The 18,198-nt window shown below is 71.1% G+C and carries 16 protein-coding genes; 8 read left to right on the top strand and 8 right to left on the bottom strand.

Annotation, left to right across the window (positions count from 1 at the left end):
- Positions 1-5 precede the first annotated feature (5 nt).
- On the bottom strand, positions 6-4,490 hold the full coding sequence (locus tag BDK92_RS17835; RefSeq protein WP_121157729.1) for a cation-translocating P-type ATPase: 4,485 nt from the start codon (positions 4,488-4,490) through the stop codon (positions 6-8).
- 264 nt (positions 4,491-4,754) lie between these two features.
- Here BDK92_RS17835 and BDK92_RS17830 point away from each other — a divergent pair, with 264 nt between their 5' ends.
- Complete coding sequence (locus BDK92_RS17830; protein WP_246017103.1) at positions 4,755-5,009, top strand: hypothetical protein; 255 nt, start codon at positions 4,755-4,757, stop codon at positions 5,007-5,009.
- 63 nt (positions 5,010-5,072) lie between these two features.
- Positions 5,073-6,566 carry an MFS transporter gene (locus BDK92_RS17825; protein WP_121157728.1) on the top strand — a complete coding sequence of 498 codons (1,494 nt, stop codon included), beginning with the start codon at positions 5,073-5,075 and terminating at the stop codon, positions 6,564-6,566.
- A 15-nt stretch (positions 6,567-6,581) separates the two neighbouring features.
- Here BDK92_RS17825 and BDK92_RS17820 read toward each other — a convergent pair whose 3' ends face one another.
- Positions 6,582-7,151, bottom strand: a complete 570-nt coding sequence (locus BDK92_RS17820) for a TetR/AcrR family transcriptional regulator (RefSeq protein ID WP_121157727.1) — start codon at positions 7,149-7,151, stop codon at positions 6,582-6,584.
- On the bottom strand, positions 7,144-7,950 hold the full coding sequence (locus BDK92_RS17815; RefSeq protein WP_121157726.1) for an alpha/beta fold hydrolase: 807 nt from the start codon (positions 7,948-7,950) through the stop codon (positions 7,144-7,146). The genes BDK92_RS17820 and BDK92_RS17815 overlap by 8 nt, the downstream gene beginning before the upstream one ends.
- A gap of 208 nt (positions 7,951-8,158) precedes the next feature.
- Here BDK92_RS17815 and BDK92_RS17810 point away from each other — a divergent pair, with 208 nt between their 5' ends.
- From BDK92_RS17810 to BDK92_RS17800, 3 genes are all read left to right on the top strand, one after another.
- Complete coding sequence (locus tag BDK92_RS17810; RefSeq protein WP_121157725.1) at positions 8,159-8,941, top strand: SDR family oxidoreductase; 783 nt, start codon at positions 8,159-8,161, stop codon at positions 8,939-8,941.
- A 37-nt stretch (positions 8,942-8,978) separates the two neighbouring features.
- On the top strand, positions 8,979-9,188 hold the full coding sequence (locus BDK92_RS17805) for a hypothetical protein (RefSeq protein ID WP_121157724.1): 210 nt from the start codon (positions 8,979-8,981) through the stop codon (positions 9,186-9,188).
- An 80-nt stretch (positions 9,189-9,268) separates the two neighbouring features.
- Complete coding sequence (locus BDK92_RS17800) at positions 9,269-9,820, top strand: YbaK/EbsC family protein (RefSeq protein WP_121157723.1); 552 nt, start codon at positions 9,269-9,271, stop codon at positions 9,818-9,820.
- A 137-nt stretch (positions 9,821-9,957) separates the two neighbouring features.
- Here the strand turns inward: BDK92_RS17800 and BDK92_RS17795 are convergent, their stop codons facing one another.
- The 3 genes from BDK92_RS17795 to BDK92_RS17785 are packed head-to-tail and all read right to left on the bottom strand — an operon-like array spanning position 9,958 to position 11,511.
- Positions 9,958-10,590 carry a DsbA family oxidoreductase gene (locus BDK92_RS17795; protein WP_121157722.1) on the bottom strand — a complete coding sequence of 211 codons (633 nt, stop codon included), beginning with the start codon at positions 10,588-10,590 and terminating at the stop codon, positions 9,958-9,960.
- A gap of 21 nt (positions 10,591-10,611) precedes the next feature.
- On the bottom strand, positions 10,612-11,043 hold the full coding sequence (locus tag BDK92_RS17790) for a SufE family protein (protein WP_246017536.1): 432 nt from the start codon (positions 11,041-11,043) through the stop codon (positions 10,612-10,614).
- Between the two features lie 60 nt (positions 11,044-11,103).
- The gene (locus tag BDK92_RS17785; protein ID WP_121157720.1) at positions 11,104-11,511 is read right to left on the bottom strand and encodes a CBS domain-containing protein; all 408 of its coding nucleotides are present in this window, start codon (positions 11,509-11,511) and stop codon (positions 11,104-11,106) included.
- 146 nt (positions 11,512-11,657) lie between these two features.
- Between BDK92_RS17785 and BDK92_RS17780 the strand changes: the two genes are divergently transcribed.
- On the top strand, positions 11,658-12,269 hold the full coding sequence (locus BDK92_RS17780) for a dTDP-4-dehydrorhamnose 3,5-epimerase family protein (protein ID WP_121162342.1): 612 nt from the start codon (positions 11,658-11,660) through the stop codon (positions 12,267-12,269).
- A 40-nt stretch (positions 12,270-12,309) separates the two neighbouring features.
- Here BDK92_RS17780 and BDK92_RS17775 read toward each other — a convergent pair whose 3' ends face one another.
- Together BDK92_RS17775 and BDK92_RS17770 are read right to left on the bottom strand one after the other, a co-directional pair.
- Positions 12,310-12,774: a hypothetical protein gene (locus BDK92_RS17775; protein ID WP_147457039.1), complete on the bottom strand. Its 465-nt coding sequence runs from the start codon at positions 12,772-12,774 to the stop codon at positions 12,310-12,312.
- A gap of 148 nt (positions 12,775-12,922) precedes the next feature.
- On the bottom strand, positions 12,923-14,671 hold the full coding sequence (locus tag BDK92_RS17770) for a proline--tRNA ligase (RefSeq protein ID WP_121162339.1): 1,749 nt from the start codon (positions 14,669-14,671) through the stop codon (positions 12,923-12,925).
- Between the two features lie 203 nt (positions 14,672-14,874).
- Between BDK92_RS17770 and BDK92_RS17765 the strand changes: the two genes are divergently transcribed.
- Positions 14,875-15,642 carry an SGNH/GDSL hydrolase family protein gene (locus tag BDK92_RS17765; protein WP_121157718.1) on the top strand — a complete coding sequence of 256 codons (768 nt, stop codon included), beginning with the start codon at positions 14,875-14,877 and terminating at the stop codon, positions 15,640-15,642.
- A 130-nt stretch (positions 15,643-15,772) separates the two neighbouring features.
- Positions 15,773-18,196 (top strand): RHS repeat domain-containing protein, encoded by a 2,424-nt coding sequence (locus BDK92_RS17760; RefSeq protein ID WP_121157717.1) that lies wholly within the window; start codon positions 15,773-15,775, stop codon positions 18,194-18,196.
- Positions 18,197-18,198 lie beyond the last annotated feature (2 nt).

Below are 18,198 nucleotides of genomic sequence, written 5' to 3'. Positions count from 1 at the left end.
GGAGATCACGCCTGTGACGGGTCGTCTGATTCCGTACCGGTCGGCGGCGGGTTGGCGTCCACCGGCCCGTGCTCTTCCGAGTGGGTGAGGAGCCGTCCCAGGGTGGTGCTGGCGAAGGTGGCGCCGAGCGCACTGCCGGCGGCGATGCCCCAACCGACCGGGCCGAGCGGGGTGCAACCGAAGAACTGGCTCACCCCGGGGGTCTGGATCACGCTGGCCAGGACCGCCATCGACGCCGCGGTCGAGGCGAGTACGGCCGGGGTGGCGCCGCCGTCGACCACGGTCTGGCCGAGCTGGGTGCCGACCAGCGAGGCGAGCGCGATGGTGCCGGCGCGGCGCTGCCGGCCGGTGAGCCGGGCCAGGGTCCAGCCGGCGGTGGCGCCGAGCGTGGTGGTTCCGGCCCGGAGCGCGATCTCCCGGTTCAGGGTGCCGCCGAGCGAGTTGTCCGGTCCTTCCAGCAACAGGCCGTCGGTGGCGTCCGGTTTCGGTGCCCGGACCGCGATCGCCATCGCCGGGGCCAGGTCGGTGAGGAGGTTCACCAGCAGCAGCTGGCGGCCGTTGAGCGCGGACCGGCCGGTGGCGGCCGCGGTGAGCACGCTGAACGCGATCTCGCCGAGGTTGCCGCCGACCAGGATGCTCAGCGCGTGCCGTACCGAGGACCACATGGCCCGGCCCTCGACCAGGGTGGCGATGATCGTTTCGAGTCGGTCGTCGGTGACCACCAGATCGGCGGCGGCCCGAGCGGCGGGCGTACCACGCTGACCGAGCGCGATGCCGACGTCGGCGAGCCGGATCGCCGGGGCGTCGTTGGCCCCGTCACCGGTCATCGCGACCACCCGACCGGCCTGCTGGAGCGCCTGGATGATCCGTACCTTGTGCGCCGGGGTGCAGCGGGCGACCACGTCGGTGCGGCCCAGTCGCTCGGCGAGCGCCTCGTCGTCGAGCTGGTCGAGTTCGGTGCCGGTGGCGACCCGCTGTTCGGCGTCGTCGGTACTGATGATCGAGGCGATCGCGGCGGCGGTGCCCGGATGGTCGCCGGTGATCATGATGGTGTGTACCCCGGCCTGGCGGATCCGGGCAACCGCCGGGGCGGCGCTCGCCCGTACCCCGTCGGCCAGGGTCAGACAGCCGACGAAGGTCAGGTCGGTGACGTCGGCGTCGGTGATCGTGTCCCTGTCGACCACCCGTTCGGCGACCGCCAGCACCCGCTGCCCGGCCCCCGCGTGGTCGCCCATCATCCGCTGCAACGACTCCCGGCCAGCGTCGTCGAGCGTTACCTCGCCGTCCCGGGTCCGTCGCCGGGTGCACCGCGGCAGGATCGTCTCCGGCGCACCCTTGACACTGAGCAGGTGCGTCTCGTGCCGTCGGCCGACGGTGGCGTGGTAGCCACGGGACGGCTCGAACGGCAACGCGCTCGTATAGTGCCAGCTCCGACAGCCGGTGGTCGGCTCGACCTCGGCGTCCCGGGCGCCGACCACCACCGCCCGGTCGGTCTGCCCGCTGATCTGGTCCGGCTGCTCGACCTCCGGTGTGGCGCGCAGGGCCGCGGCGAGGACCCGGCGCAGCGTACGGTCGAGCGCGTCGATCTCGGCGTACTGTTCGCTGTCCCCGACCCCGGCGAGCCGCAGGTGTCCCTCGGTCAGGGTGCCGGTCTTGTCGAAGCAGAGCACGTCGACCCGGCCGAGCGCCTCGATGGTGCGCGGGTTGCGGACCAGCGCGCCGTGTTCGGCCAATCGCCGCGCGGCGGCCAGCTGGGCGGCGCTGACCAGGAACGGCAGCCCTTCCGGCACCGACGCGACGGCCAGGTTCGCGGCGGTCGCGGCCGTCTCGGCCAGCGGTACGCCCCGGAAGAGTCCCGCCCCGGCCACCGCCATCGCCGCGCCGGTGGCGACCGGGATGGTGGCCTTTGTGATCTTGGTCAGCCGGGCCTCCACACCGCTGCTCGGAGGTGCCTGACGGGCCAGCGCCATGCCCCGACCGACCTCGGTGTCGGAACCGGTGGCGACAACGACGGCGACACCGCGACCGGCGGCGACCGTGGTTCCCTCGTAGAGCATCGACCGGCGGTCCGCGACCGCCGCGGCCACCACCGACGGGCTGTCCTTCGCGACCGGCAACGACTCACCGGTCAGCGACGACTCGTCCGCCTCCAGCCCGTTCGCCTCCAGCACCCGGCAGTCGGCCGGAATCGCGTCGCCCGGCCCGACCAGCACGATGTCCCCGGGAACCAGGTCGCCGGCGGCCACCACCCGCTCCTCGCCGTCGCGGCGTACCCGGGCGGTCACCGCCGAGCGGGAGAGCAACTCGGCCAGCGACCGCTCGGTGTTGACCTGGTGGACGGCGCCGATCAGCGCCGAGAGCCCCACCACCCCACCGACCAGTGCCGCGTCCACCACCGAACCGACGGCCGCGGAGAGGCTGGCCCCGGCGGCCAGGACGGGGGTCAACGGGTTGGCGAGTTCGTCGACGAAGGCCCGACCCAGGTTCGTACCCGCATGGTCGTCCGGTCCGCTGTCCTTGCCACGCCGCTGGACCTCGGTCGTACTCAGGCCCGCCGGGCGGGTGCCCAACCGGTCGAGCACGGTCGCCACCGGCATCAGGTGCCAGGGCGTGGCCGCACCGGCCGGCCGGACCTCGGCGTGCGAGGGAAGCTGCTTCGCCCGCCATACGCCGTTCGCCAGCGCCATCGCACCGGCCACGTTCACGCCGGTCATCGTCCGGCGTGGCAACTGGGTGACCGGCGCGGTGAACGCGGTGAGCGCGCCGATGCTGGTGCCGGCGGCGGCCAGGGCGACGTTCTGCCGGGTCAGCTTCCGGGCCACGCCGACCGCTTCGACGATCAGCGCCGGCACCTCCAGGTCGGCGCCGATCAACAGGTGTGCCCCCCACGGTGGGGCCTCGGCGGCAAACCAGACGCCCAGTCCGCAGTCGGAGGCACCGAGCGCGCGCCGGTCGCCGGAGACGAGCATGACCATCGCCCCCTCGGCCTGCAACGACCGGATCGACGCGGTGAGTTCGTCCGCGCCGGGCATCAGGGCGTCGGCGAAGCCGTACCGGTCGTTGTCGGCGCTCGCCACGACCAGGCGGACGCCGGCCCGTTTGGTCGCCGAGGGCAGGGCGTCGACGCCCGGCGCCGGCTCCGGCTCGTACTTGACCACCGCCGCCAGTTCCCCGTCGTGGGTCAGGCCGAGCACGCTGCCACCGGAACCGAACAGCCGGCCCGCCTCCGGGTGGTCCCTCGGCGCCGTGACGCCCAGCGCCGGGAACGGGGCGAGCCGCCAACCGTCCGCCTCGTGCGGCTCGTCCGGGGTGGCCGGGTGGAACAGGGCGAACGCCTGCCCGGCGACCTCCTCGGCGTCACCGGAGAGCGGCACCAGGTCGGTCAGCGTGCCCCGGTTCGAGTGCAGTACGGCCTCGTCCAGCACCAGGGTGTCGATCCGGTCCAGGTCCCGCAGGACCGAACGGTCCATGGCGATCACGCCACGGGCGGCGAGTGTCCGGCCGAACTGCGCGGCGAACCCCTCCCGGCCGTCGAAGGGTGCCTTGGAGAGGCTGGACATGGCGAGCGCGGCGGCCCGTTTCGGGCCGGCGAACGGCAGCGCCACCGCCCCGGCCAGGGCCCCGGCGGTGAGCGTACGGGCGGTGTACCGCTCCAGCGGGCCGTCGGGTTTCCGTCGTGGGCGCCCGTCCAGCAGCGGTTGCGCCGCGGCCAGTTCGGGCGTGCCGGCGAGGCGTGGCTCGGCGTCCTGCCAGGCGGTCAACTGTGCGCGGGCCTCCTGCCACTGGAGCACCCGTTGGGCGCCGTCGAGCAGGATGCCCGCCCAACCACCGGTCAGACCGAGCGCCAGCGCCTCGGCCAGTGGCAGCAGGGAATCGGCCCGGTGGTCGCCACGCAGGCCCTGACCGACCAGGGCGTGCAGCTTCGGCTGCATGTCGATCGCCTTGAGCAGGCCGGCGACCTCGCCCGGAAGCGGGGCGAAGGGCAGGATCCGGGTGGCCACGGTGAGCCCCAGACCGAACGCGTCCGCGGCCAGCGTCGAGACCGCCCGCCGCGTCCGGGGCCCCTCCTCGGGTGGGTGCGGTTGCGGATCGTCGGGGTGGTGCTCACAGTCGTCGGTACGCTCCACCGCGACGATCGTCGCGATCAGGTCCCGCAGCCGGGGCGCGGAGTCGTCGACGGCCACCACCACCCGGCTGGTCGGCGCGTTGACCCGGGCCCAGAGCACGCCCGGCAAGCGTTCGAGAGCCTCCTCCACCCGGTGCGCCAGCCGCTCGCTGCCCGGCAGCGCCACGCCTCGTACCTCGATGTGGTGCCGACCCGGCCGGGACCGTACGCCGCGCTGGGTCAGCCCGGCGGCGCGTGCGCCCTGCCCGGCCAGCGTCCCGGCCCGGTTGGCGAGCTCCTGTGCACCTCGCGAGACGCCACCCAGCAGGTTCGAGAGGGTGGGCGCCGGCAGGGCTCCAGTGATATTCAGCCCGAAGGGCGTCATCGAGCCGTGCGGATGGTGGCAGCGCGCCGCTGTGCCTGCTGACGATTCCCGTTACTTGCGTACGCCATATCGCCCCCCGGATGACGGTCGGCCCTGCCTTCCCCACCACCGGTACGTTATGCACACCCACCAGGCGAAGTTTCCCGTTCCGCGCAACCGGCACCGGGTTTGTGGGGCGGGGCATGGACCTCGCCGACGGTGGAATGCCACCCGGACAACGGAGTTCCCGCCGGCCGGCGGGAACCTCAGACCCGGGAGGCGAAGATGAACGTCGGTGTCCTGCACGACCCGCGCAAGGTGGTCGAGTCGTACGCTGGTCGGGTCCGGATCCCCGGTCTCGGTGATATCGCCGTGCCGCCGACCGACAAGATCGCCTACTACGCCGGTCTCGGCCTGCTCGCTGTCCTACAGGTGATCGAGTGGCCGCTGGCACTGGTCATCACCGCCGGACACCTCATCGCCGACCAGCACTTCTCCGGGTTGGCCAAAGGACTAGGCGAGGCGTTGCAACAGGTGTAGTCGAGCGGCGCTCCGCGTACCGCGCCTTGACCTCAACTCCGGTTCATGTCCGATGCTGGAGGCATGAGACCGGTCGAGGCGACGGTCGGACCGGAGGGGGCGCACACAGATGAACGGGTTCTCCCGGTGACCGCCGAACTCCTGGCCCCGCCGCCGCTCGTGGGCGGGCTGTTCGCCCGCCCGTTCCGGGCGCTGACCGTGGGCATGGTGTCGCTGATCTCGCTGCTGGCGTTCGAGGCGCTCGCGGTCGCCACCGCCATGCCAACCGTCGCGCAGGCGCTGGACGGGCTGTCGCTGTACGCGCTCGCCTTCGGCGGACCGGCCGCCATCAGCGTGGTGACCATGGTCGTCGCCGGCATGTGGAGCGACGCCCGGGGCCCCGCCGCCCCGGTACGGCACGGTGTCGCCTGGTTCGTCGTCGGCCTCGTCATCGCCGGCAGCGCACAGAGCATGATGCAGCTCGTGATCGGGCGGGTGGTGCAGGGGCTCGGCTCCGGGCTGCTCATCGTCGCGCTCTACGTGGTGGTCGGCCGGGTGTATCCGGAGCGGCTGCACCCGAGGGTCTTCGCCGCGTTCGCCGGGGCCTGGGTGGTGCCTTCACTCGTCGGACCGGCGATCGCCGGACTGATCGTGCAGTACGTCGGTTGGCGTTGGGTGTTCCTCGCCGTACCACTGTTGGCGTTGCCGGCCGCGCTGCTGATCCGCCCCGGCCTGCGCGGCATCAGTCGTCCGGCGGCGTCGGCGGCGGCCGGTCCGGAGCAGGCCGATTCGACCGGGGTGGGGGCTGCGGCCCCGAACCGGATCGCACCCGGTTCACTGCGCCGGGTGGGCTGGGCGTCCGGGGCGGCAGTGAGCGCCGCACTGCTGCATCTCGGTGGGCAGCGCACCGGTCTGCTCGCGGTCGGACTGGTGGTGGTGGCCCTCGCCGGCCTGGCTCTCTGCGTACCCCGGTTGTTGCCGGCCGGGGTGCTCCGCGCCGCCCGTGGTCTGCCGACGGTGATCGCGTTGCGCGGCCTGGCGGCGGCGGCCTTCGTCGGCGCCGAGGTGTTCATCCCGTTGCTGCTCGCCCGGGAGCGGCAACTCGCACCGGCACTGGCCGGGGCGGCGTTGGCGGCTGGGGCGATCTCGTGGTCGTTCGGGTCGTGGGTGCAGGGGCGGATCCGGCCACCGGCGTCGCGCGCCACCCTCCCCCGGGTGGGTTTGCTGCTGATGGCCGCCGGGATTGCCGCCGCCGGGCCGTTGATGCTGGCCCAGGCGGTGCCGGTGGTGGTGGGGATCGTCGCCTGGGCGGTGGCCGGGTTGGGGATCGGGCTGGCCTATCCGTCGATCTCGGTGCTGACCCTGGAGCTTTCCGCGCCGCAGGAGCAGGGACGGAACAGTTCCGCCCTGCAACTGAGCGATTCGCTCTCCGGTGCGACCGTCCTGGCGTTCACCGGTGCGCTGTTCGCGGCGGCTGGGCAACCCGGGCCGGGGACCTACCTGGCCGGGTTCGCGGTCGCCACCGCCCTGGCGTTGGCCGGTGGTCTGATTTCCGGTCGGGTGAACGCCCGGGCCTGAAGCCGGCGGCACGTGTCACCCCTCTGGCCAGGTACGGAATGCCCGGTCGAGTGCGTCGACCAGCAACTCGTACGAGCGGTCGAGGTCACGGGGCAACCCGAAGCCGTGGGCTGCCTCCAGGGTGACGAACCCGTGCAGCGCGCTGCGCAGTGCCCGGGCCGCGTCGATCGCCCGGTCGCCGCTGAGCCCGTACCCGGCGAGTACCGCGTAGATCACGCGTACCGCCCGCTCGGCGGCGGCGACGTGCGCGGGGTCGGTCGGGTCCGGGGCGCGCAAGGTGGCGGCGTAGGTGCCCGGGTGGCTCTGTGCGTAGTCCCGGTACGCCCCGGCCAGTGCCCGCATCGCCGCCTGCCCGGCGAGCCCGAGCGTGGCGTCGGTGCCTCGTGCGGTGAATTCGTCCAGGGCCTGGATGGCGAGTTGTTGTGCGAGTCCGTCGAGCCCGCGTACGTGTTTGTAGAGGCTGGGCAGGGTGACACCGAGCCGTTGGGCGACGGCGGCGAGGGTGAGCCGGTCCAGCCCGACCTCGTCGGCGATCCGGCCCGCCTCGGCGACCACGATCGCGGGAGTGAGTCCGGCTCTAGGCACCAGCGGTCACCCGGTTGGCGAAGCTGATCAGGGCCGGGTTGACCTGTTCCGGGTATTCGGCCATCGGGTAGTGCCCGGAGCCCGGCACCAGGAGCAGTTCGCCGCGCAGCCGTTCGGCGACGTACCGGGCCTCGGCCGCCGGGTCGGGGTAGTCCGGGTCCTTCTCGCCCATCACCACGAGGGTGCTGGCCCGTACCTGGTCCAGTCGCCGCTGTACCGGTTCGTGACTGGTGCGGGTGGTCCGGACGAACGAGCGCCAGTGGTCGCCCCGGCGCAGGCTCTCCCTCAACCGGTTCCGGTGTTCGGCCAGGTCGGTTGGGGGGCGTCCGGGAAAGAGCGTGCGGTGGTAGGCCAACCAGGCGGCCGGTCCCCAGGGCTTGACCAGCAGGAGCCGGAGGATCAGCCGCATCAGCGGGTTGATCTTCGGGTCGCGGACGAACGGGGCGATCAGCGCGATGCCGCTGACCTTGCCCGGTTCGGCGGCGGCGGCGAGGACCGCGGCGCTGGTGCCCATCGAGTTGCCGACCAGGAGGGCCGGTCCGCCGAGTTGGTCGACGAGGGCGAGGGCGTCGCCGGCCAGGGCGTCGTCGTCGTACCGGTGGAAACCGTCGTCGCTGTCGCCGTGCCCTCGCAGGTCCAGCACGGCGACCCGGTAGCCGGCCTCGACCAGGGCCGGCTCGGTGAAGCGGTATGACGAGCGGAGCTCACCCATACCGGGTAGGCAGATGACCAGAGGGCCTTCGCCCCGCACGGTGTAGGCGAGACGGGCCTCGCCCCGATCCAGGTAGTTAATGCTCATAGCCAGTAAGTTAACCCCATTAACCTAGATGAGTAAATGTGACCTCCGTCACCATCACGTCTGCCCACTTCCCCTCGTCCCACGACCAGACCTGTCCCACGACCAGACCTGTCCCACGACCAGACCTGTCCCACGACCAGACCTGTCCCGCGGCCCGCGGTGTCCGCCGACCCGGTCCCCGTCCTTCGACCCCGAAAGAGAGCACACGATGAGAGTCCTGGTCACCGGTGCCAGCGGAACGCTTGGCCGGAAGGTTGTGCCGCACCTGGTGGCGGCGGGGCACGAGGTGCGCGCGATGAGTCGCCGGCCACGGCCGGGCGGTGACGGGGTCGAGTGGGTGGTGGCCGACCTCGGCGCCGGCACCGGTGTGGATCTCGCGGTCACCGGCGTTGACGCGGTGGTCCACCTGGCCTCCGCCACCCGGTCGTTCGACGCACGGGTGGATGTGGCCGGGACCCGTCGGCTGGTCACCGACTCCGCCGAGGCCGGCGTTCGTCACCTGCTCTACGTCTCAATCGTCGGCATCGACGAGGTGCCCCTGCGGTACTACCGGCTCAAACTCGCCGCCGAGCGGATCGTGACGACCGGAGAGGTGCCGTGGAGCGTACTGCGCGCCACCCAGTTTCCCCAGCTGCTCGACGGGATGCTGCGGGTCGCCGGGCGGCTCGGGCCGGTCTTCGGTGACCGGGCGATGCTGGTGCAGCCGGTCGACCCCGGTGACGTCGCCGGCCGGATCGCGGACCGGCTGGTCGCCGGACCGGGTCGGACCATCGAGGAGTACGGCGGACCGCAGGTGCTCCGGTACGACGAGGCGGTCGCCGCCTGGTCGGTCGCCCGGGGCCGGCGTCGTTCACTGCTCTCGATCCGGGTTCCGGGCCGGTTCGGCCGGGCGGTGCGTGCCGGTGGGCTCACCACCACGGCCACACCCACGGGGAGCCGGACCTGGGCCGACTACCTCGCTGACACGTACGGGGGATCCGCCCGGAAATGAATGCTTTTCGCAGAACCTGTCGTCCTACCGTGAGGGCATGCTTCAGATCGCTGCCGCAGTCCTGCTCTACGTCTGTGGATTCCCCTGCCTCTACGGCGTGATGCGTCTCGCCGTACGGCACGGGTTGCAGGACGTCGCCCAGGCTCGCCAGGAGAACGCCGAGCAGGCCCGACAAGAGGCTCTGGAACAGGCCCGCCTGGCGGAGCGCACCTTCGCCCGGGAGAACGCCTTCCTCACCGGGAGCTGATCGGCACCCACGGCCCGGTCGACCGGCGTCGGTGGGCGGGGACGGTGCCGCCCGACCGGTGGTGCGAGGATCGACCCGTGATGGGGACCTTGCGCACGGAACCGGCCCGTACCCGCCTTGACCTGCTCGCGGCTCCGGTGCAGGCGGCCGTACGGGACTGGCCGGCCGACGCCCCGGTGCCGGTGGACGACATCCTGGTGGCGCCGATCGACGCCACACTCGCCGACACCGCCGCCTTCTGTGCCGCGTACGAGGTCGGGCTCGACATCTCGGCCAACTGCGTGGTGGTGGCCGGCAAGCGGGAGGGCGTGACCCGGTACGCGGCCTGCGTCATCCTCGCCACCACCAGGGCGGACGTCAACGGTGTGGTGCGCCGTCAGCTCGACGTACGCAAGGCGAGGTTTGCCCCGATGGACGAGGCGGTCGAGTTGACCGGCATGGAGTACGGCGGGATCACCCCGATCGGCCTGCCGGCCGAGTGGCCGATCCTGGTGGACGAGCGGGTGGTCGACACCAAGTACGTGATCGTCGGCTCCGGCGTACGACACAGCAAGATCGCGGTGCCGGGGCGCGCCCTGGCCAGCCTGCCGAACGCGCGGATGGTCACCGACCTGGCCCGGGCGGCGAGCTGAGTCACCGATGGTGAACCGTCGCCACGGCTGGCCGCCCGGCCTGCGCGGGGCGTGGCAGCCGTGCCGAGCGATTCGAAGTAGATCAATACTGTTGCACGTGAAACATTCGAACGCCCTGGTCAGGCCGGGCTTCGAGGTCAGGCCGAGGCTTCGAGGCGGGTCACCTCGGCCAGCGCCTGGAGCAGGGTCTCGGTCTCCTGGGCGCCGACAACCGCGTACTTGCCGGCGAGCACGTAGGTCGGCACGCTGGTGACACCCAACGCGTGGGCCTCGGCCAGCTCCGCCCGGACCTCCGAGGTGCCGGCGTCCGAGTCGAGCCACTCCCGTACCTCGGTCTCGTCCAGGCCGACCCCGGCGGCGAGCCCGGCGAGCGCGGACCGCGACCCGATGTCGACGCCGTTGACGAAGTGGGCCCGCTGGAGGGCGTCCATCATCCGGCTCCCCAGCCCGCGCTGCTCGGCGAACCAGACCAGCCGGTGCGCCTCGAAGGTGTTCGCCGCGACCGCCCGGTCGTACTGGTAGTCCAGACCGGTGGCGGCGACGATCCCGGTGACATGGTCGACCATCTGTCGCGCCCGCTGCGGACCGCCGAACTTCGCGCCCAGGGCCTCCATCATCGGCACCGGTTCGGGCACCGGTGACGGGTCGAGCTGGAACGGCCGCAGCCGGACCGTCACCTCGCCGTCGTAGGACTGCAACGCCTGTTCGAGCCGGCGCTTACCGATGTAGCACCAGGGGCAGACGACGTCCGCGTAGAGATCGATTTCCACGTTTCGGTGCAACGCCCGGGGTCAGCCGATCTGTTCCCGCACCTGCCGCTTGAGCCGGGCCAGGATCGCGGTGCCACCGCGTACGCGCAGCGGACTGATCGCCTGCGCCAGGCCCATCCGCTGGTAGAGGTCATCCGGTACGTCGAGCACTTCCTCGGGGCTCGCCCCGGCCAGCCCTTCGGCGAGGATGCCGGCGAACGCGCGGGTGGTCGGCGCCTCCGGTGGGCAGTCGAACCAGGTCTGCACCGTGCGCTCCGGGGTGACCTCGGCCCGGAGGAAGAACGAGGTCTGGCACTCCGGCACCTGTTCCATGCCAGCGTGCCCGACCAACTCGGCAGGGAGCGGCGGGACCGCGTCGGAGTATTCGAGCAGCATCTCCAGCACGAGATCACGTGGCGCGGAGGCGAACTCCTCGATGATCTCGTCGAGCTTCTTCGGTGGCATGCGCTCCAGGCTACTCACGTTAGGAGGGGGCCCTTGTACTACCGAAAGCGATAACAGGGGGCCCTTCCTTCACGCGGTGGGGGTGGTGGCTTCGGTGGGGTGGAGTTGTTGGGCCAGGTCGCCGAGGGAGATGATGCCGACCAGTTGGCGATCGACGTCACAGACCAGCATCCGGCGTACGGCCCGGTCCCGCATCAGCCGGGCCGCCTCGGCACCGGTCGAACTCTGCTCGATCATCACGATCTCCCGGGTCGCGATCTCGCCGAGCGTCGTCTTCGCCGGATCCTTGTGCTCGGCCACCGCCCGGACCACGATGTCCCGGTCGGTCACCATGCCGAACAGGCTCTGCCCGTCGGTCACCACGATGTCGCCGATGTCGGCGTCGGCCATCGCGCGTGCCGCCTCGTCGAGGGTGGTCTGTGCCGAGAGGTAGACGACCTGTCGGGTCATCAGGTCGGCGATCCGGTAGTTGGTCATGAGAGCCCTCCGTGAATCGTGTTCGTCTATATCGGTGCGGTACCCCGTACCCGGATGGTCACACCCGGTTGAGATGCCCACCTCACCAGGTTGTCCGAGGCTGGTCGGTATCGTGTGCTGTTGCTGATCGCGTGAAAGGTGAACAGGTGAAAGCCACCGAGTTGTCGATCTCCGGCGCGTGGGAGTTCGTCCCCCAACAATTCCCCGACGACCGTGGCAACTTCCTCGTCTGGTACGACGCGGCCGCGTTCACCGAGGCGCTGGGTTTCGAGTTGTCCGTCGCCCAGACCAACCACAGCGTCTCCCGGCGGGGTGTGGTCCGGGGCATCCACTGGGCCGACGTACCGCCCGGTCAGGGCAAGTACGTCTACTGCCCACAGGGCGCCCTGCTGGACATTGTGGTCGATCTGCGGGTCGGTTCGCCGACATTCGGCCAGCACGAGGTCGTTCGCCTGGACACGGTGGACTACCGGGCCCTCTACCTCTCCGAGGGGCTGGGGCACGGTTTTGTCGCCCTGGAGGAGAACACGGTGCTGAGTTACGTCTGCTCCGCCGGGTACGCGCCCGGCCGTGAGCGGATCGCGAACGTACGGGACAAGGAGCTGGGGCTGCCGATCCCGGCCGACATCGACCCGATCCTCTCCGAGCGCGACGCGAACGGCCCCACCCTGGCCGAACTGCGTGCCGAGGGCCTGCTCCCGTCGTACGACGAGTGCCTGCGCCACTACGAGTCGCTCCGCGCCGGCAACCGGGGTTAGGAGACCTCACCCACCCCGGCTCCCGCCATCGGGATCCGGGTCACCCCCGATCCGCGTCATCCTGATTCGTCTCGTCAGCGTCCGGCGGCCCCGTCAACCGGCGGAGGCCGTCGGCGATGGCGGTCCGCAGCAGGTCGCCGTACCCGTCCTCCGGCAGGGCGACGACGTGCCCTTGGGCCTGCTCGAACGCGCGGCGGGCCCGGGGCAGGTCGCCGAGCCGCTCACACGCCAGACCCACACCCACGTGCAGCGACGGGTAGAGGGCGGCGACCCGCTCGTCCCCGACCCGGTCGGCCCGCGTCAACGCCTCCCGGTTCCACCGGAGGACCTCATCGGCCTCCTCCTGCTGCCGGGCCAGGTAGTGCGCCGCGACGCACGCCTCATAGTCGTCGCCGCTGGACTCCCAGGCCCGCTCGTACAGGGCACGGGCGTCCGCCCCGCGCCCCTCGGCCTCGGCCCGCATGCCGTCCTGGCACAACCTGAGCACCGGATTGCTGAGATCCATCGTCGCGTCCCGCCTCTCGTTCCGAACTGATCCGCCCGGCGGCTTTGGTGCGGAGCATCCGGGCGGATCAGCTGTCATCCGGGCGGATCATCGGCCCTCGACCAGGTCGAGGGTCAAAGCGACTGGTTCGGGGCGGGACGGTCCGGGATCAGGCGGGTTGTCCGGTCAGGCGGGCGACGATCTCGGCCAGCGGCAGCTCGACCCGTACGTCGCTGGCCCGGTCGCGCAGTTCGACGTACCCGTCGACCAGCCGGCGCCCGAGCACCACACTGCGCGGGATGCCGATCAGGTCCGCGTCGGCGAACTTCACCCCGGCCGAGACCTGCGACCGGTCGTCGACCAGCACCCGCAGGCCCGCGCGGGCCAGCTCCTCGCCGAGGGCGAGCGCCGCCTCCACCGGGGCGCCCTTGCCGGCCGCGACCAGGTGTACGTCGGCTGGTGCGATCGACGCCGGCCAGGCTAGCCCCCGTTCGTCGTGGTGCTGCTCGGCGATCGCCGCGACCGCGCGGGACACCCCGATGCCGTAACAGCCCATGATCGGCCGTACCGGCTTGCCGGCCGGGCCGAGTACGTCCACCGCGAACGCGTCGGTGAACCGCCGCCCGAGTTGGAAGATGTGCCCGATCTCGATGCCCCGACGGATGGTCAGCCTGCCCGAACGGCAGGCCGGACAGGGGTCACCGGCCCGGACCTCCGCCGCCTCGATCGTGCCGTCAGGCGTGAAGTCCCGGCCGCTGACCACGTTGACCGCGTGCCGGCCCGGCTCGTTCGCGCCGGTCAGCCAGGCGGTGCCGGTGACCACCCGGGGGTCGACCAGGTATCGGATGCCGAGCTTCGCCAGCACCTGCGGCCCGATGTATCCACGGACCAGGTCAGGCCGGTCGGCGAAGCCGTCGAAGAGCGCGACGGTGTTCGGGTAGAGCGCCACCTCGACCCGCTTCAGGTCCACCTCCCGGTCGCCCGGTACGCCGATGACCAGCAACTCCGGCTCGGTCACCCCGACCCGGCGTACTGACAGCACCACGTTCTTCAACGTGTCGGCGGCGGTCCAGTCGTCCCGGCCCCCCAACCGGCGGGCGTTCGCGACCTCCACCAGCGCCTCGATGGTCGGCGTGTCCGGGGTGTCGTACGCCGCCGCGGCGGGGTGTGCGTCCGGGTCACCGGCGGGCGGCGCCGGTGTGGTCACCGCCTCGGTGTTGGCCGCGTAGTGGCAGGCGGTGCAGCCGACGAAGGTGTCCTCACCGACCGGGGTCGCGGCCAGGAACTCCTCCGACGCCGACCCGCCCATCGCCCCCGAGGAGGCGGCGACGATCGTGTAGTCCAGTCCGAGCCGGTCGAATATCCGCTGGTACGCCATCCGGTGCTGGTCGTACGCCGCCTGGAGTCCGGCCTGGTCCAGGTCGAACGAGTAGGCGTCCTTCATCAGGAACTCCCGCCCACGAAGCAACCCGGCCCGGGGCCGTGCCTCGTCGCGGAACTTCGTCTGCACCTGGTAGAGGATCACCGGGAAGTCCCGGTACGAGCTGAACAGGTCCTTCACCAGCAGCGCGGCCATCTCCTCGTGGGTCGGCGCGAGCAGGTGTTCGGCGCCGCGCCGGTCGGCGAGGGTGAAGATGTCGTCGCCGTACTCGGTCCATCGGCCGCTCGACTCGTACGGTTCCCGGGGCAGCAGGGCGGGGAAGTGCACCTCCTGGCCACCGATCGCGGCCATTTCGTCCCGGACCACCTGCGCCACCCGGTCGAGCACCAGCTTGCCCAGCGGCAGCCAGGTGTAGCCGCCCGGTGCCGCCCGGCGGATATAGCCGGCGCGGACCAGTAGCCGGTGGCTCGGCACCTCCGCGTCCGCCGGGTCCTCACGCAGCGTACGAAGGAACAGCGTGGACATCCGAAGCAGCATCCAGGCAGCCTGGCACGCCACCGAGCCGGCGTCCAAGCATTTCGGGCGGGGCGCGACCGACAACCCGTGCCAGCGGAAAAGTGACGGTATCGGCAGCGAATGTCAGGGTCGCCACTTTCGGCGTACCCGGCGGTAACCTGGCTCGCCGAGGTGTAAGACTCCGGCGGGACCTGTTGGCGGGCCACGGATTCAGGAGGGCGCGGATGCGCTGGCGCAGCTTCGTGGCGGTGGGGGACAGCTTCACCGAGGGCATGGACGACGCTTATCCGGACGGGACGTACCGGGGGTGGGCCGACCTGGTCGCGGCGCGGTTGGCGGTCGAGGCCGGCCCGGACTTCGGGTACGCGAACCTGGCGATCCGGGGCCGCCTCTTTGCCAGCGTGGTGGACGAGCAGGTGCCCGCCGCTCTTGCCATGCGCCCCGATCTGGTCAGCTTCGCGGCCGGCGGCAACGACGTACTGCGCCGCAACTTCGACGCGCAGGGGCTGACCCGCCGCTTCGACCAGGTGATCCGGGACTTCCGTGAGGCCGGGGCGGATGTGCTGGTGTTCCGGTTCGCCGACGTGATGTCCCGGCTGCCGGGTCAGCGGATGATGGCGCCCCGGGTGGCGATGCTCAACCAGGCCGTCGGGGAGACCGCGCAGCGGTACGGCGCGAAGCTGGTCGACCTCTTCGCCGACGACGTGTTCCTGCACCCCGAGCTCTGGAGCGAGGACCGGTTGCACCTCTCCGCCGCCGGTCACCGACGGGTGGCCGGGCACGTACTGGCCGCGCTCGGGCTCGCCCCGGACGAGCAGTGGCTGGTCGTACCGCCGGAGCCGGCGCCGACGCCGTGGCTCGCCGCGCGCGGCGCGGATCTGCGGTGGGCCGGGCAGCACCTGGCCCCCTGGATCAAGCGTCGCCTCACCGGCCGCTCCTCCGGTGACACGGTCACCGCCAAGCGGCCCGTGCTGAGCCCGTTCAGCGACTGAATCGGCGCAGCTCCAAGGTCATCCACAGTAGACCCCGGCGATCCGAAATTCATTCAAGGCTGTCGCATCCAGCGATTACGATCACCCTCCCTCCACGACTGGTGTGGGGTTACTACGGGGAGGTTGATTGATGCTGCACGAAATTCGCACTCCACGATGGAAACGGCTGGCCGGTCGAGGACGGGCCGCCACCGTCACCGTCTCGATGGCCGCCGGTTTGGTGGCGGTCGTCGCACAGCCGGCGTACGCGATCGGGTACCACTTCGAGGAGAACTCCTCGTGGGCGTACACCGACGCGCACCGGCCCACGAAGATCTACATCGATGGTGAGGGTGATCTGCCGGTCGGATCCTGGGTCGACGACCGGGACCGCGTGCACACCGCTCGGGCCTATTACACCTTCGACATCACCCGCTACCGGGGCGCGGTGATCAACTCCGCGATCGTCTCCGCGCGGGAAACATCGGTCACCGACTGCACCCAGCGTCCGCCGGTCGAACTCTGGCGTACGGCACCGGTGGTGGCCGACAAGTCGAACTGGAAGAGCCCCCCGGCTGAGTTGGCGAAGCTCTACACGAGTGTCCAGACCGAGGGTGGCTGCCCCCGGCCACGGGTCGAATGGAACGCGGCCGAGGGGGTGCGCCAGGCGCTCGCCGAGGGCGCCTCGACCCTGACCCTCGCGCTCCGACTCCCCGCCGGCCTGGAAACCGACCCCGCGCAGGGGCGCCGCTTCACCAGCAGCCTCGGCCTGTCGGTCGGCTACAACCATCCGCCGTCCGTGCCCACCGACCTGACCACGGGCTCGGACAAGCCCTGTGCGACCACGGCACCGGGCCCCCTGCTCGGTCGAGGGAACGTGGGTCTCGCCGCGACGATATCCGATCCGGACAACGTCTCCGGCGGGTCCGCCGACAACCTGACCGCGCTTTTCGCGGTGTGGCCGGTCGACAACCCGGCGGCGCGGGTCGAGAGAACGACCGGCCTCACCGGCGTCGGCCGGGTCGGGGTCGGGATTCCGCTCGAGTACCTCGAGCACGGTGGGAGCTACGCCTGGGCGGTCCGCACCTCCGACCCTCAGGACGCCAGCGCCTGGAGCGCCACCTGTTACTTCAACATGGACATGACCGGACCGGACCAGCCGCCGACGGTGTCGTCGACCGACTACCCCGACGACGGCAACTTCCACAGCGGCACCGGCATCCCCGGTGAGTTCAGCTTCGGCCCGAACGGCGTCACCGACATCGAAGGTTATTACTACAGCACCGTCGGAGGCGCGCTTGGGGACTGGGTCGCCGCTGGCCCCGGCGGCACCGCCACGGTGACCATCACGCCGCAGGAGAGCGGCGGGGCCTCGCTCTACGTGACCAGTGTGGACAGAGCCGGTAACCGGTCCAGCGCAACCGCCTACAGGTACCTGGTGCGCGACAACGGGCCAATCGTGGAGGGCGAGATAACCGCCGTCGGCGTATCCGGCACGCTGACGTTCCGGCCTCGGCTCGAGGGGGTCGTGCAGTACCGCTACCAGTTCAACGGGGAGCCGGAGCAGATCATCGCCGCCAGGGCCGACGGCAGCGCCGAGGTCAGCGTCACCCTGCTGGCCGGCGGGTTCCGTGAGCTCACCGTGACCAGTCGCACCGCAGCCGGACTCGAAGCGACCACGACCAGAACTTTCTATCTTCGTACCGAGCCGTCTGTCACCTCGGTCGAATACCCCCGGTACGAGAGCAGCGGTGGGACCGGGGTGCCAGGTCGGTTCACCTTCACTCCCGGGCTGCCGGGCGTGGTGTCCTACCTCTACTCGTTCGCGCCCGGCGGCCCTGAGCAGTCCGTGGCAGCGGACGCCACCGGCACGGCCGTGCTCTCGTGGACGCCGACCGTGGCGGGCCTCCACCACTTGCGGGTGCGGAGCGTAAGCGCGGACGGCACCCAGTCCCCGGTGTACGACTACTTGTTCACCGTCATCAACCACCTGCCCGAGGTCGTTGGCGGCCTGTACGACGACACCTACGTCGACCCTTATGGTGGGCCCGGTGTGACCGGTTGGTTCTATGTGAGCAGCGCCGTGGCGGATGTGACCGAGTTCGTCTACCAGTTCAACGACGGACCACAGCAGACCATCCCCGCAGAGTTCGGCACCGCCCGGATCCTCTTCACCCCGACCTTCGGCGGTAGGCAGGTGCTGGAGGTTGGCAGCCGCACCACCAGCGGTGTCGAGTCAGCGGTCGTCAGTTTTCCGTTCCAGGTCTACAGCGCCCCGCTGGTCAACTCTGCTGATTATCCGGAGAACGCGTACGGCGGCCTGCCGGGCGTGCCTGGGACCTTCACCCTGACCGGGCAACTGCCTGGCACGGTGGAATACCGATACCGATATGACTTCTTCGGCGAAGAGCAGACCGTCGCGGCGACGGACGGCAACGCGTCGATCGTTTGGACTCCGCCGCACTCCGGCTGGTTCTACTTCGAGGTGTACGGCGTGACCGCCGATGGGACCAGGTCCGACACCAGGAGTTACTCCTTCGGCGTACGCGAACTGAATCCCGATCCCGTGGACTGAGC

This window comes from Micromonospora pisi (genome assembly GCF_003633685.1).
GTDB classification, from domain to species: domain Bacteria; phylum Actinomycetota; class Actinomycetes; order Mycobacteriales; family Micromonosporaceae; genus Micromonospora_G; species Micromonospora_G pisi.
The sequence above is the reverse complement of the archived record's forward strand: the minus strand, read 5'-3'. Positions and strand labels throughout refer to the sequence as shown.